The 14,790-nt window shown below is 71.0% G+C and carries 14 protein-coding genes; 11 read left to right on the plus strand and 3 right to left on the minus strand.

Annotation, left to right across the window (positions count from 1 at the left end; genetic code table 11):
- Positions 1-88: 88 nt before the first annotated feature.
- Positions 89-718: an N-acetylmuramoyl-L-alanine amidase gene (locus ACIGXP_RS21815; protein ID WP_399770590.1), complete on the minus strand. Its 630-nt coding sequence runs from the start codon at positions 716-718 to the stop codon at positions 89-91.
- A gap of 126 nt (positions 719-844) precedes the next feature.
- On the opposite strand from ACIGXP_RS21815, the gene mnmA reads away from it, so the two are divergent.
- Complete coding sequence (mnmA, locus tag ACIGXP_RS21820) at positions 845-1,969, plus strand: tRNA 2-thiouridine(34) synthase MnmA (RefSeq protein WP_363214607.1); 1,125 nt, start codon at positions 845-847, stop codon at positions 1,967-1,969.
- 6 nt (positions 1,970-1,975) lie between these two features.
- On the opposite strand, the gene ACIGXP_RS21825 is transcribed toward mnmA, so the two are convergent.
- Positions 1,976-2,758 (minus strand): alpha/beta fold hydrolase, encoded by a 783-nt coding sequence (locus ACIGXP_RS21825; protein WP_399770593.1) that lies wholly within the window; start codon positions 2,756-2,758, stop codon positions 1,976-1,978.
- A 37-nt stretch (positions 2,759-2,795) separates the two neighbouring features.
- Positions 2,796-3,119: a DUF427 domain-containing protein gene (locus ACIGXP_RS21830; protein WP_363214605.1), complete on the minus strand. Its 324-nt coding sequence runs from the start codon at positions 3,117-3,119 to the stop codon at positions 2,796-2,798.
- A gap of 107 nt (positions 3,120-3,226) precedes the next feature.
- Here ACIGXP_RS21830 and ACIGXP_RS21835 point away from each other — a divergent pair, with 107 nt between their 5' ends.
- From ACIGXP_RS21835 to gatB, 10 genes are all read left to right on the plus strand, one after another.
- Complete coding sequence (locus ACIGXP_RS21835) at positions 3,227-3,766, plus strand: TIGR00730 family Rossman fold protein (RefSeq protein ID WP_399770596.1); 540 nt, start codon at positions 3,227-3,229, stop codon at positions 3,764-3,766.
- Between the two features lie 7 nt (positions 3,767-3,773).
- Complete coding sequence (locus ACIGXP_RS21840) at positions 3,774-4,472, plus strand: SDR family oxidoreductase (RefSeq protein WP_363214602.1); 699 nt, start codon at positions 3,774-3,776, stop codon at positions 4,470-4,472.
- 31 nt (positions 4,473-4,503) lie between these two features.
- On the plus strand, positions 4,504-5,511 hold the full coding sequence (locus ACIGXP_RS21845) for a methionine synthase (RefSeq protein WP_399770599.1): 1,008 nt from the start codon (positions 4,504-4,506) through the stop codon (positions 5,509-5,511).
- Positions 5,512-5,526: 15 nt separating this feature from the next.
- Entirely contained in the window at positions 5,527-7,722 is a 2,196-nt protein-coding gene (gene ligA, locus ACIGXP_RS21850; protein WP_399770602.1) for an NAD-dependent DNA ligase LigA, read from the plus strand.
- 259 nt (positions 7,723-7,981) lie between these two features.
- Complete coding sequence (locus ACIGXP_RS21855; RefSeq protein ID WP_399770605.1) at positions 7,982-10,234, plus strand: putative bifunctional diguanylate cyclase/phosphodiesterase; 2,253 nt, start codon at positions 7,982-7,984, stop codon at positions 10,232-10,234.
- A 241-nt stretch (positions 10,235-10,475) separates the two neighbouring features.
- On the plus strand, positions 10,476-10,970 hold the full coding sequence (locus tag ACIGXP_RS21860) for a cupin domain-containing protein (protein ID WP_399770608.1): 495 nt from the start codon (positions 10,476-10,478) through the stop codon (positions 10,968-10,970).
- Positions 10,971-11,062: 92 nt separating this feature from the next.
- A complete protein-coding gene (gene gatC, locus ACIGXP_RS21865) occupies positions 11,063-11,359 on the plus strand; it encodes an Asp-tRNA(Asn)/Glu-tRNA(Gln) amidotransferase subunit GatC (RefSeq protein WP_004925108.1) in 297 nt (98 codons plus the stop codon).
- Positions 11,360-11,364: 5 nt separating this feature from the next.
- Positions 11,365-12,864 carry an Asp-tRNA(Asn)/Glu-tRNA(Gln) amidotransferase subunit GatA gene (gene gatA / locus ACIGXP_RS21870; RefSeq protein ID WP_363214597.1) on the plus strand — a complete coding sequence of 500 codons (1,500 nt, stop codon included), beginning with the start codon at positions 11,365-11,367 and terminating at the stop codon, positions 12,862-12,864.
- Positions 12,861-13,100, plus strand: a complete 240-nt coding sequence (locus tag ACIGXP_RS21875) for a hypothetical protein (protein WP_351240077.1) — start codon at positions 12,861-12,863, stop codon at positions 13,098-13,100. The genes gatA and ACIGXP_RS21875 overlap by 4 nt, the downstream gene beginning before the upstream one ends.
- 16 nt (positions 13,101-13,116) lie before the next feature.
- Positions 13,117-14,631, plus strand: coding sequence for an Asp-tRNA(Asn)/Glu-tRNA(Gln) amidotransferase subunit GatB (gene gatB / locus ACIGXP_RS21880; RefSeq protein WP_399770612.1), 1,515 nt, complete (start codon positions 13,117-13,119; stop codon positions 14,629-14,631).
- Positions 14,632-14,790 lie beyond the last annotated feature (159 nt).

Consider the following 14,790-nt stretch of genomic DNA (forward strand, 5'->3'; position numbering starts at 1 on the left):
TGACGTCGGCTACTCCGCTTGAACTCCCTCACTCGTCCCGTAGGTCTGACATTCAGGATAGAACCGCACCTACCGGACAAAAAAGGGCCTAGGTCTTGATTTTTTTCAGGTATCTCTCCCAGTCCCAGTGCGGCCCCGGATCGGTGTGGTCCGTCCCCGGCACCTCCACGTGCCCGATGACGTGCTCGCGGTCCACCGGTATGCCGTACCGCCCGCATATCGCCGCCGTCAGCCGCGCCGAGGACGCGTACATGGCGTCCGTGAAGGAGGAGGCGTCGTCCACGAAGCCCTCGTGCTCGATGCCGATACTGCGCTCGTTGTACGCCCGGTTGCCCGCGTGGAAGGCCACGTCCAGCTCCCGAATCAGCTGGGTGATCCGGCCGTCCCTGCGCACGATGTAGTGCGCCGCCGCACCGTGCGCCGGGTCCTGGAAGACCTTCACCGCGCTCGCGTAGTCGCCCTGCGTGACATGGATGACGACCCGGTCCACGGAATAGTCGTCCGGCCGGTCCGCCCGCCGGTAGTTGGCCGGGGACGCCGGCACCCAGCGCGCGCCCCGGAAGTCCACGGCACCCGCCACCCGGGGCTTCTCGACCCCCGGCAGCCGCCACCACAGGTGCGACAGCTCCTCGCGGGCCAGCACGGCCGTGCCCACGGCGGCCGCCGCACCGCCGACGAGCAGCGCCCGCCGTCCCAGCCGCCGATCCGCGTCGCTCATGCCCTCCCCTTCCGCCTCCGTACCGCACCCGTTCCACACCCCGGCTCGCACCCCGGTACGCCCCCTGTGATCGTCAACGGATGTCCGGCGGCCCCGGTTCCCGCCGCCCCGTACCCTGGAAGGGCTATGACTGAGACCCCGCAGCGCCCCCTCCGCGTCCTCGCCGCCATGTCCGGTGGAGTCGACTCCGCCGTAGCCGCCGCGCGTGCCGCGGAAGCCGGCCATGACGTCACCGGCGTCCACCTCGCGCTCTCCGCGAACCCGCAGTCCTTCCGGACCGGCGCGCGGGGCTGTTGCACCATTGAGGATTCGCGGGACGCCCGCCGCGCGGCCGACGTCATCGGCATCCCCTTCTACGTCTGGGACCTCGCCGACCGCTTCCGCGAGGACGTGGTCGAGGACTTCATCGCCGAGTACGAGGCCGGCCGCACCCCCAACCCCTGCCTGCGCTGCAACGAGAAGATCAAGTTCGCCGCGCTGCTGGACAAGGCCCTCGCCCTCGGCTTCGACGCGGTCTGCACCGGCCACTACGCCCAGGTCGTCGTCCGCGAGGACGGCTCCCGTGAACTGCACCGCGCCTCCGACATGGCGAAGGACCAGTCGTACGTCCTCGGCGTGCTGGACGAGAAGCAGCTCGCCCACGCGATGTTCCCGCTCGGCGACACGGTCACCACCAAGGAGGAGATCCGCGCGGAGGCCGAGCGCCGGGGCCTCGCGGTGGCCAAGAAGCCCGACTCGCACGACATCTGCTTCATCGCCGACGGCGACACCCAGGGCTTCCTCGCGAACCGGCTGGGCAAGGCGGAGGGCGACATCGTCGACGAGTCCGGCGCCAAGCTGGGCACGCACGAGGGTGCGTACGGCTTCACCATCGGCCAGCGCAAGGGCCTGCGCATCGGCACTCCGGCCCCCGACGGCAAGCCCCGCTACGTCCTCGACATCTCCCCGGTCACCAACACCGTCACGGTCGGCCCCGCCGCCGCCCTGGACGTCGTCGCCCTCACCGCGATCAAGCCCCGCTGGTGCGGCACCGCCCCCACCGGCACCGGCGTCTACACCGCCCAGCTGCGCGCCCACGGCGGCGAGACCGAGGTCACCGCGGAACCGGTCGACGGCGAGCTGCGCGTGACCTTCACCGAGCCGGTCCGCGGCGTCGCCCCCGGCCAGGCGATCGTCCTGTACGACGGCACGCGCGTGGTGGGTTCGGCGACGATCGCGACGACCACGCGCGCGACGGCCGCAGCGGTGTAGCCGTCGCTACTGCGTCAGGAAATCGGCCAGCACCGGTCCGAGCACATCCGGCTCCACCATGTGGGTCTGGCCCTCCAGCTCGCGGTACGCACCCTCGGGCACCGCTCTGGAGACCTCCCGGGCAGCCTCGCGCATCCAGTCCGGGCTCGCCCCGCCCGCGACCACCAGCACGGGCACGGAGATCGCGGCGATCCGGTCCCGGGGGAGCAGGCCGTCGCCGATGACCGCGTCGTCGTACGCGAGGCTCGGCGCGACGGCCTCCATACCGGCCCACATCGGCGACTGGCGGGCGCCCCGGATGACCTCCTCGCCGAGGCCCGTCAGCCGCAGGAACAGCTCCACCGCGTCCCCGCGCCGGCCCTCCGCGAGCGCCTTGTTCAGCTGATCCTTGTACGTGGCCTCCCGCTCGGCGCCACCCGGCAGGAAGTCGGCGTACGGCACCTCGTACACGGCGGCCCGGGCGGCCGGCAGCCCGCTCGCCAGCGCCTCCAGCACCAGCGCGCCGCCCGAGGAGACCCCGAAGAGCGCCGCCTCGCCGCCCACGGCGTCGATCAGTGCGGCCAGGTCCTCGATTTCACGCTCGACGACGTACGGCTTGGTGTCGCCGCTCTCGCCGCGGCCCCGGCGGTCGTAGACGACGGCCGTGCAGCGGCCCGCGAGCCGCTGGGCCAGGGGTGCCACTGTGCCCCCGGTGGACATGGCGCCGCTCACCAGGATCACCGTGGGCCCCTGGCCGATCACTTCGTACGCGAGGGACGTGCCGTCGCGGGAAGTCGTCTTCTTGTCCATGCCCGTGCAGACTGCCGCACCGGCATCGGCTCATCGGTCACGACACGTCGGTTTCGTAGAAGCAGAAGTGATCCTTGATCGCGGCGACGTCCGGCTTCGGGTCCGGGTACGCCCAGACCAGATCGGGCGCGTCCGGCAGCGACCAGTAGGACGCCGTGCCCTTGAAGGGGCACACGGTGTGCGTGTCGGAGGCGGTCAGCAGATCGACGCGTACGTCCTCGGCGGGGATGTAGTACCGCACGGGACAGCCCGTCTCGCGCAGCACCAGCGGCCGGTCGGTCTCCGCGAGCACCTGGTCGCCGTGCACCACGCGCACGTGCTGCTCGCCCTGTTCGATGGTGATCGTGTGTCCTTGGCTCATACCGGGACAGCACCGGCGGGTCCGTGCTTCTTCCCGCGCACGACGGAAACCGCGGGACGGAGACCACGGGGCAGGGGCGGTACGGCAGGGGCCGTACGGTAGGGGCCATGAACATCTGCGTCTTCCTGTCCGCCGCCGACCTCGACGCGCGGTACACGCGCCCCGCCCGCGAGTTCGCGGAACTGATCGGCAAGGCCGGTCACACCCTGGTGTGGGGCGGCTCCGACGTCGGACTGATGAAGGTCGTCGCCGACGGGGTGCACGAGGCGGGCGGCAGGCTGCTGGGCGTGTCCGTGGAGTTCCTCGCGAACAAGGCGCGGCCCGGCGCCGACGAGATGATCGTCGCCGCCGACCTCGCCGAACGGAAGAAGCTGCTGCTGGAGAAGGCCGACGCGGTGGTGATCATGGTGGGCGGTACCGGCACGCTGGACGAGGCCACCGAGATCCTGGAGCTGAAGAAGCACGGCCGCACCGAGAAGCCGGTCGTGCTGCTGAACACCGAGGGCTTCTACGACGGTCTGAAGCAGCAGTTCCGCCGCATGGAGGCCGAGGGTTTCCTGCCCCGCCCGCTGTCCGAGCTGGTCTTCTTCGCCGAGGAGCCGGTCGGCGCGCTGGCCTACCTGGAGGAGTCACTGGGCAACGGCTGATGCGAGCATGGCGGGCATGGCTACTCATGTGATCACCGGTGCCGGGTCCGGCATCGGCGCGGCCGTCGCCCGCCGCCTGCACGCGCGCGGGGACGAACTCGTCCTGCACGCGCGCGACGCCGGCCGCGCGAAGGAACTGGCGGCCGAGTTCCCCGGCGCCCGCACCCTCGTCGGCGACCTCGCGGACCCGGACAAGCTGTCCTGGGCGTTCTCCCACCAGACGCTCCCCGACCGCGTGGACTCCTTGCTGCACATCGCCGGCGTCGTCGACCTGGGCGAGGTCGGCGACCTGACCCCCAAGTCCTGGCGCCACCAGCTCAACGTCAACCTCATCGCCCCCGCCGAGCTGACCCGGCACTTCCTGCCCCAGCTGCGCGCCGCCCGCGGCCATGTGATCTTCGTCAACTCCGGCGCCGGACTCAACGCCCACGCCGGCTGGTCCGCGTACGCCGCCTCCAAGCACGGCCTGAAGGCCCTCGCCGACTCCCTGCGCCAGGAGGAGCACGCGAACGGCGTACGGGTCACCTCGGTCTACCCCGGCCGCACGGCCAGCCCCATGCAGGCCAAGGTCCACCAGCAGGAGGGCAAGGAGTACGACGCCTCCCGGTGGATCGACCCCGAGTCGGTCGCCACGGCGATCCTCATGGCCCTGGATCTCCCGAGGGACGCGGAGGTCAACGACCTGACGGTGCGACCGGGACGCTGACCCCGGCCGCAGGGTTCCGTAGGCTTCCCTGGTGAGCGAAAACAGCCAGTTCAGGTTCGCCGGGGCCACCGGTGTCGGGTCCATGCCCGGTGACGACGCCCGCGAGGCCGCCAAGACCGTCACCGGCAGCTTCGAGGACTTTCCCTTCCTGCCCGAGCTGCCCGCGCGCGGACCCGGTGCCGACATGATCGGCCGTACCGCAGGGATGCTCGTCGAGCTGTACGCGCGCGTGGAGCCCAGCGGCTGGCGGATCGGGGACCGGCCGGGCCGGGACACCAAGCGGGCGCGCTCGTGGCTGGGGGAGGACCTGGACGCCCTGGAGGAGTTCACCCAGGGCTACGAGGGAGACCTGAAGGTGCAGGCGGTCGGCCCCTGGACGCTGGCCGCCGCGCTGGAACTGAAGAACGGCGAGGCCGTCCTCTCCGACGCCGGTGCCTGCCGGGACCTCGCCGCCTCCCTCACCGAGGGGCTGCGCCTCCACCTCGCCGAGGTGCAACGCCGCGTACCGGGCGCCCGCCTCGTCCTCCAGCTCGACGAACCCTCCCTCACCGCCGTCCTGCGCGGACAGGTCCGCACCGCCAGCGGCTACCGCACGCACCGGGCCGTGGACCGGCAGGTCGTGGAGGCCACCCTGCGCGACGTCGTCGGGGCCCATGACGGCGGGCCCGTGGTCGTGCACTCCTGCGCCCCCGACGTGCCGTTCGCACTGCTGCGGCGAGCCGGCGCCGCAGCGGTCTCCTTCGACTTCACCCTGCTCACCGAACGTGACGACGACGCGATCGGCGAAGCCGTCGAGGGCGGCACCCGGCTGTTCACCGGTGTCGTGAGCGGGACTCAAGGGCCATTGTCAGACCCTGCCGGTAGCGTCATGGGTGTCAGGACGCTGTGGCGCAGGCTGGGTCTGCACCCGGGGCTGCTCGCGGAGGCCGTCACGGTCACCCCGGCGTGCGGTCTGGCGGGGGCCGCCCCCGCCTACGCACGGCAGGCGCTCGCCCACTGCGTCCGGGCGGCGAGATCCCTCGCGGACAACCCAGAGTAACGGGAGGACGACACGGTGGCCGGCGACAAGCAGCAGGCGGAGACGGCAGTGCCCGCCGAGGCACGTGACAAGCACGCGCAGCTCGCTGAGCAGATCGAGGAGCACCGCTTCCGGTACTACGTGAAGGACGCTCCCGTCATCAGCGACGCGGAGTTCGACAAGCTCCTGAAGACTCTGGAGGCCCTGGAGGAGGAGTACCCGGAGCTGCGCACCCCGGACTCGCCGACCCAGAAGGTCGCGGGGTCGTACGCGACGGAGTTCACCGCGGTCGAGCACCGCCAGCGGATGCTGTCGCTCGACAACACCTTCAACGACGACGAGCTGGCCGCCTGGGCCGAGCGCATCGCGCGCGAACTCGGCGACCAGGGCTACCACTTCCTGTGCGAGCTGAAGGTGGACGGCCTCGCGGTCAACCTGACGTACGAGAACGGCCGGCTCACGCGCGCGGCGACCCGCGGCGACGGCCGCACCGGCGAGGACATCACGCCGAACGTCCGCACGATCGCGGAGATCCCGGACCGTCTCAAGGGCGACGACATCCCGGACCTCGTGGAGATCCGCGGCGAGGTCTACTTCCCGATGGAGAAGTTCCTCGAACTGAACGAACGCCTGGTCGCGGCCGGTGACAAGCCGTTCGCCAACCCCCGCAACGCCGCCGCCGGTTCCCTGCGCCAGAAGGACCCGCGGGTCACCGCCACCCGCCCGCTGCATATGGTCGTCCACGGCATCGGCGCCCTGGAGGGCTTCACGGGCATGACCCGTCTCTCCCAGGCCTACGACCTGCTCAAGACCTGGGGCCTGCCCACCTCCCCGCACAACCGCGTGGTCGACGGCCTCGACGGCGTACGCGAGTTCATCGCCCACTACGGCGAGAACCGCCACTCCGTGGAGCATGAGATCGACGGTGTCGTCGTCAAGCTGGACGAGATCCGGCTGCAGGGCCGCCTCGGCTCCACCGCGCGGGCGCCGCGCTGGGCGATCGCCTACAAGTACGCGCCGGAAGAGGTCAACACCAAGCTCGTCGACATCAAGGTGGGCGTCGGCCGCACCGGCCGTGTCACGCCGTACGCCCAGGTCGAGCCGGTCACGGTCGCCGGCAGCGAGGTGGAGTTCGCCACCCTGCACAACCAGGAGGTCGTCAAGGCCAAGGGCGTCCTCATCGGGGACACGGTCGTGCTGCGCAAGGCCGGTGACGTCATCCCGGAGATCCTCGGCCCGGTGGTCGACCTCAGGGACGGCAGCGAGCGGGAGTTCGTGATGCCGAGCGAGTGCCCCGAGTGCGGCACACCGCTGAGGCCCATGAAGGAGGGCGACGTCGACCTGCGCTGCCCCAACGGCCGTACCTGCCCGGCCCAGTTGCGCGAGCGTGTCTCCTATCTCGCGGGCCGCGAGTGCCTGGACATCGAGCACTTCGGCGCGGTGGCCGCCGCCGCGCTCACCCGCCCGCTGGAGCCGGCCGACCCGCCGCTGGTGGACGAGGGCGACCTGTTCGACCTGACGGTGGAGAAGCTGCTGCCCATCAAGGCCTATGTCCTCGACCCCGACAGCGGTCTGCCCAAGCGGGACCCCAGGACGGGCGAGGAGAAGGTCGTCACGGTCTTCGCCAACCAGAAGGGCGAGCCCAAGAAGAACACCCTGGCGCTGCTGGAGAACATCGAGGCGGCCAAGTCCCGTCCGCTGGCCCGCTTCCTGAACGGCCTGTCCATCCGGCATGTCGGACCGGTCGCCGCTCAGGCCCTCGCCCGCGAGTTCCGCTCCATCGACCGCATCGAACAGGCCACCGAGCTGGAGCTGGCGACCACCGACGGCGTCGGCCCGACCATCGCCGCCGCGCTCAAGGAGTGGTTCGCCGAGGACTGGCACCGCGAGATCGTCCGCAAGTGGAAGGCCGCCGGAGTCCCGCTGGAGGACGCCTCGACCGGCGAGGACGAGGGCCCGCGCCCGCTGGAGGGGCTCACCGTCGTCGTCACCGGCACGCTGGAGAACTTCACCCGGGACGGTGCCAAGGAGGCGTTGCAGAGCCGGGGCGCGAAGGTGACCGGATCGGTGTCGAAGAAGACCTCGTTCGTCGTCGTGGGGGACAACCCGGGGTCGAAGTACGACAAGGCCATGCAACTGAAGGTTCCGGTTCTGAACGAGGACGGTTTCGGGGTCCTCTTGGAGCAGGGTCCGGACGCGGCGGCCGAAGTCGCGCTTCCGACCGGGGAGTAGCGGTTGAAGGCCACCCGTTCGGCGCATATCAGTTGCATACGGGTGGCCCGGGCGCATTCGGGCAACCGTCGACGACCGGTGCCCGTGGAAGCCTTCCGCGGCCTACTGTTGAGGTGTGCACCTGCCGTGCCCAGCTGCGGTTGGGGCATCCCCGTGCGCTCTCAGGGCGCGGGGAAGGTTTCTTCAACGCGGAGCTGCTGATGGGTGTCGGACATCGGGCCGCGTGGCGTGGGCACCGCCGGCTGTGAGAGGGACGGGAATGGAACCGACCGAGAGCGTCGCCCCCGACTCACGGCTGCGCCTGCGCCGTCGCGTGGGCACCTGGCGGGGGACCCGGTGGACGGGGCGGGGGCACGGGCGTTCGGGCGGTCAGGCCCGCGCGGCCGGACCGGGCACCGCCACCGACGCCCACCCGCCGATACCCCTGGCCATCGAGCCCGCCCCCGGCCTGACCGGCACAGGCAGCGACACCGACACCGAACGGCACCTGTCCTGGCCCGCGCTGCCTGCGGCCGTCGTGGCCGCCGCCGCGTTCGTCCTCGGCGCCGGCTTCTACCGCGCCTTCAGCGGCCACCACGCCCTCTTCCCGTGCGGCACGCTCGGCTGGTCGCTGGCCCTGCTCACCGGCGTCATCGTCGGCCACCTCGTCATGCTGGGCCGCGCCCGCTGGTGGGGCGGCACCGGCTCCGGCGCCGCCCTCACCCTCGCCGTCCTGCTGCTCTACGGCTGGGTGCCCGCCGGCATGGTCAGCCTCACCGTCGTCGTCCTGGTCGGCATCGCCCGGCGTCACCGCTGGCGGCAGGGCGTGCTGCACGGCGCGGTGGACCTCCTCGGCATCGCCGCGGGCGCACTGCTGCTCGGCGCGTTCGGCCGGGTCCCGAGCGTCGAGACGCCCTGGCGGCCGGACACCTGGAGCATCGCCACCGCCCCCGAGGTCGTGCTCGTCGCGGTCGCCTACCTCGCGGTCAGCCGTGGCCTGCAGTGGTACCTGTACGCCCCGCGCAACGGCAAGGTGCCCACCGTGGCCCGCACCGCCCTGGTCAGACAGGGTCTGGTCGCCGTCGCGCTGCTCGGCATCGCACCTTTGCTGTGCGTCGTCGCCGAGTCCCAGCCGATCCTGCTGCCGCTGTTCGCCATCCCCCTGATCGCCCTCGACTCCAGCCTGTGGATGGCCCGCGCGCGTGCCGAGGAGCAACTGCGCGACCCGCTGACCGGCCTGCCCAATCGGCAGTGGCTGCTGGAGCGGATCTGGACGGCCCTCGACGACGCCGAACGCATCGGCGCCCGTTCCGCTCTCATGCTGATCGACCTCGACCGTTTCCGGTCGGTGAACGACACCCTCGGTCATCTCGCCGGTGACCGGCTGCTGCTGCAGATCGCCGACCGGCTGCGGCTCGCCCTGCCGCGCGGAGCGGAGGCCGCGCGGCTCGGCGGTGACGAGTTCGCCGTGTTACTGCCCGTCGCCGACTCCACCACATCGGCCACGCGCGTGGCCCGCGGCCTGGTCGTCGCGCTCAGCTCCCCGCTGGACCTCGACGGGCTCACCCTCGTCCTGGAGGCCAGCGCCGGCGTCGCCGTCTTCCCCGACCACGCCCTGGACGCCGAAGGGCTGCTGCGGCGGGCGGATGTGGCGATGTACCAGGCGAAAAGGGACCGTACGGGCGTGGAGGTGTACGAGTCCAAGCGGGACTCCAACACCCCGGACCGGCTCGGTCTGCTGGGCGATCTGCGCCGGGCGCTGGACGCGCACGAGGTACAGCTGCACTACCAGCCCAAGGTCCGCTTCGACGGTCAGGTCGCCGGCCTGGAGGCGCTGGTCCGCTGGGTGCATCCCGAGCGGGGCAAGGTACCGCCGGACGAGTTCATAGCGATCGCCGAGTCCTCCGGCCTGATGCCCCATCTGACGGAGTACGTCCTCGAAACCGCGCTCGGCCAGGTCGCCAAGTGGCGCGCGCAGGGGCTGCGGGTCCCGGTCGCCGTCAACGTCTCCCCGCGTGACGTCCACACGCCCGGGTTCGCGGGGTCGGTCGCCGCGCGGCTGGCCCGGCACGGGGTGCCTGCGGGGGCCTTGCAGCTGGAGATAACCGAGCATGTGCTGCTGGAGGATCCGCAGCGGGCCGCGGACACCCTGGCGGGTCTGACCGGGCACGGCGTGAAGATGTCGCTGGACGACTTCGGCACGGGATATTCGTCGCTGGTGCATCTGCGGCGACTGCCGGTGAGCGAGCTGAAGATCGACCGGTCGTTCGTGGCGCGGCTGGCTGTCGATGCGGAGGATGCGGAGATCGTGCGGTGCACCGTCGATCTCGCTCATTCTCTGGGGCTGCTGGTCGTGGCCGAGGGTGTGGAGGACGACGAGACGTGGGAGCGGTTGCGGGATCTGGGGTGTGATGCCGTGCAGGGGTGGCTGGTCGCTGCGGCGATGCCGCCCGAGGAGACCACGGCGTGGTTGCGGGCGCGGGGGTCCCGGGGGTGGCAGAGGCCGCGTGCCGCGCTGCCGGCCGGCGAGTAGTTCTCCACTCGCCCGCTCCTCAACGGCGTCACCCATCCGTGCGACCCCGCCCAGAACGTCTCCGCCCTCGCGTCGTAGCGGGCGGGCCGGCGCCGGGCGCGGCTGCCGGACCTGGTCCTGCCGGCCGCCGTCGGTGCTCGTGCCGAGGCGTGGTTCATGGTCTGTGTGGCACTCGTACCGCTCGTGGACCCGTCGATAGCGCTGCGTCAGTCTTTCCGCATCCCACAAGGGGAGGCGCATCATGTCGCTGTTCGTGCCGAAGTTCGACGAGACCGTGCTGGTCCGGGACGCGGAGGCCGAGGTGGTCGGTCAGGCGCCCGTCACCGTCAAGCTGCTCGCCGACAACAGCGCCAGCGGGGGCGCGCTGTCCACCGTGCGCGTCACCCTGACGGAGGGCGCCGACGGAGCCCGTCCGCACCTGCACCACCACTCGGCCGAGATGTTCTTCCTGCTCGACGGCGAGGCCGAGCTGCTGTCCGGCGACGACGTGGTCACCGTCCGGCGCGGCGACCTGGTCGTCGTCCCGCCGGACCGGCCGCACGCCTTCGCCGCCGACCCCGGCAGCCCTGCCGACATCCTGATCGTCTTCGCCCCGGGCATCGAGCGCTTCGAGTACTTCCGCCACCTCCAGCGGATCCGCCTCGGCGAGGCCGCCCCGGAGAGCATCCTGGAGGTGCAGGAGCGGTACGACAACCACTTCCTCAGGAGCGAGGCCTGGGAGCGAAGGCACCAGTGAGCACGGGCCCCGGTCAACCGTTTCACGGGCACGGGGCCCCGCCCCATAGGATTGGCTCCAAACCACACACACTCACCCCAGAGGATCGCTGCATGCCTGGCATCACGCGCGAGGAGGTCGCCCACCTCGCCCGGCTGGCGCGTCTGGAGCTGAAGCCCGAAGAACTCGACCACTTCGCGGGACAGCTGGACGACATCATCGGCGCGGTCGCCCGCGTCAGCGAGGTCGCCGACCAAGACGTACCGCCGACCTCGCACCCGCTCCCGCTGACGAACGTCATGCGGCCGGACGAGGTCCGTCCCTCGCTCACCCCCGAGCAGGCGCTCTCCGGCGCCCCGGCCCAGGAGCAGCAGCGTTTCAAGGTGCCGCAGATCCTGGGGGAGGAGTGACCACCATGACGGACAGCAACATCATCAAGCTCACGGCCGCACAGACCGCCGAGAAGATCGCCTCCGGCGAGCTGACGGCCGTCGAGGTCACCGAGGCCCACCTCGCCCGCATCGAGGCCGTCGACGAGAAGGTGCACGCCTTCCTGTACGTCGACCGTGAGGGCGCCCTCGCCCAGGCCCGCGCCGTGGACGAGAAGCGGGCCCGCGGCGAGAAGCTCGGCCCGCTGGCCGGCGTCCCGCTCGCGCTCAAGGACATCTTCACCACCGAGGGCGTGCCCACGACCGTCGGCTCGAAGATCCTCGAGGGCTGGATCCCGCCGTACGACGCGACGGTCACCAAGAAGCTGAAGGCCGCCGGCGTCGTCATCCTCGGCAAGACCAACATGGACGAGTTCGCCATGGGGTCCAGCACCGAGAACAGCGCCTACGGGCCGACCGGCAACCCCTGGGACCTCACCAAGATCCCCGGTGGCTCCGGTGGCGGTTCCTCCGCCGCGCTCGCCTCCTTCCAGGCCCCGCTCGCCATCGGCACCGACACCGGCGGTTCCATCCGCCAGCCGGCCGCCGTCACCGGCACGGTCGGCGTGAAGCCGACGTACGGCGGGGTCTCCCGCTTCGGCATGGTGGCGTTCAGCAGCAGCCTCGACCAGGGCGGACCCTGCGCCCGTACGGTCCTCGACGCGGCCCTCCTGCACGAGGTCATCGCCGGGCACGACCCGCTGGACTCGACGTCCATCGACGCCCCGGTCCCGCCGGTCGTCGAGGCCGCCCGCAACGGCAGCGTGCAGGGCATGCGCGTCGGCGTGGTCAAGCAGTTCCGCGGCGAGGGCTACCAGGCCGGTGTCATCCAGCGCTTCGACGAGTCCGTCGAGCTGCTGAAGGAGCTGGGCGCCGAGATCGTCGAGCTGGACTGCCCGTCCTTCGACCTCGCCCTGTCGGCGTACTACCTGATCGCGCCGTCCGAGTGCTCCTCCAACCTCGCCCGCTTCGACGGCCTGCGCTACGGCCTGCGGACCGGCGACGACGGCGGCCACTCGGCCGAGGAGGTCACCTCCCTGACTCGCGAGGCCGGCTTCGGCCCCGAGGTCAAGCGGCGCATCATGCTCGGCACGTACGCCCTGTCGAGCGGCTACTACGACGCGTACTACGGCTCCGCGCAGAAGGTCCGCACGCTCATCACGCGCGACTTCGAGAAGGCCTTCGAGCAGGTCGACGTCATCGTCTCGCCGACCACGCCGACCACCGCCTTCGCGATCGGCGAGCGCGTCGACGACCCGATGGCGATGTACCTCGCGGACCTGTGCACCATCCCGACCAACCTGGCGGGCAACGCGGCCATGTCCCTGCCCTGCGGTCTCGCCCCGGAGGACAACCTCCCGGTGGGCCTGCAGATCATCGCCCCGGCGATGCAGGACGACCGCCTGTACAAGGTGGGCGCCGCCGTCGAGGCCGCCTTCGTGGAAAAGTGGGGACACCCGCTGCTGGAGGAGGCTCCGTCGCTGTGAGCAAGCTGTCCAAGGCCAAGGACTTCAAGAAGTCCAAGTCCGGTACGTACCTGTCGATGGCCACCACCGCGTTCGGCGCGTTCGGTGTCGCCAAGCAGATCAAGAAGGCCCGCGCCGAGCACGACACGCTGCGGCTGATCGACGCCACGGTCTCCGCCGTGGCGATCGTGACCGGCCTCGCGATCCTCTACCGCGAGCTGAAGCGGCTGGGCGACGACGACGTCCTGCTGGGCTGAGAGGGAAGTTTTCACCGTGACCACCACGACCGACCTGGTGTCGTACGAGGACGCGCTGGCGTCGTACGACCCCGTCATGGGCCTTGAGGTCCATGTCGAACTCGGCACCAAGACCAAGATGTTCTGCGGCTGTTCGACGGCGCTCGGCGCCGAGCCGAACACCCAGACCTGCCCCGTCTGCCTCGGCCTGCCCGGCGCGCTCCCGGTCGTCAACGCGACCGGCGTCGAGTCCGCCGTCAAGATCGGTCTCGCACTGAACTGCGAGATCGCCGAGTGGTGCCGCTTCGCCCGGAAGAACTACTTCTATCCGGACATGCCGAAGAACTTCCAGACCTCCCAGTACGACGAGCCGATCGCCTTCAACGGCTACCTCGACGTGCAGCTGGAGGACGGCGAAACCTTCCGCGTGGAGATCGAGCGCGCCCACATGGAGGAGGACACCGGCAAGTCGACGCACGTCGGCGGCGCCACCGGCCGTATCCACGGCGCGTCCCACTCCCTGCTGGACTACAACCGCGCGGGCATCCCGCTGATCGAGATCGTCACCAAGCCGATCGTCGGCGCCGGCGAGCGCGCCCCCGAGGTGGCGAAGGCGTACGTCCGTGAGCTGCGCGAACTCATCCGTGCCCTCGGCGTGTCCGAGGCCCGCATGGAGATGGGCCAGATGCGCTGCGACGTCAACCTGTCGCTGATGCCCAAGGGCGCCGACAAGTTCGGCACGCGGAGCGAGACGAAGAACGTCAACTCGCTGCGTTCGGTGGAGCGTGCGGTCCGCTTCGAGGTGATGCGCCACGCGGCCGTCCTCTCCGGCGGCGGCACGATCGTCCAGGAGACCCGCCACTTCCACGAGGACACGGGGTCCACGACCTCGGGCCGGGTGAAGGAAGAGGCCGAGGACTACCGGTACTTCCCGGAGCCCGACCTGGTGCCGGTCGCGCCCTCGCGCGAGTGGGTCGAGGAGATCCGCGCGGCCCTGCCCGAACTGCCGCTGGCCCGTCGCACCCGGCTGCTCGCCGAGTGGGGCATCTCCGCCACCGACATGCAGGCGATCCTCAACGCCGGTGCGCTGGACCTGATCGTCGCCACGATCGACGCCGGCGCCGACGCCGCCTCCGCCCGCAAGTGGTGGATGGGCGAGCTGGCGCGCAGCGCCAACGAGTCCGGCAAGGCGCTGGACGAGCTGGCGATCACTCCGCAGCAGGTGGCCCGGGTCACCGAGCTGGTCGCGAAGGGGGACCTGAACGACAAGCTGGCCCGCCAGGTCATCGAGGGCGTCCTGGCCGGCGAGGGCACCCCGGACGAGGTCGTCGACAAGCGCGGTCTGAAGGTCGTCTCCGACGAGGGCGCGCTGACCGCCGCCGTCGAGGAGGCCATCGCCGGCAACCCGGGCGTCGCGGACAAGATCCGTGGCGGCAAGGTGGCCGCGGCCGGCGCCCTGGTCGGCGCGGTCATGAAGGCGACCCGGGGTCAGGCCGACGCGGCCCGCGTCAAGGAACTGATCCTTCAGAAGCTGGGCGTGAGCGAGGGCTGAGCCCCGGCTGCGCGCACGGTACGGCCCCGGAGGCATGGCCTCCGGGGCCGTACGCATGTCCTGTGATGTGCCTCGCACTCTTGTGAATAAGGCCATGATCGCGGCAAACGATCACTTTCGCCTGCAAGAGTGTCATGCGCTTTCTCATGCGTTCTTTGC

The organism is Streptomyces sp. NPDC053069 (assembly GCF_044546895.1).
GTDB lineage: Bacteria > Actinomycetota > Actinomycetes > Streptomycetales > Streptomycetaceae > Streptomyces.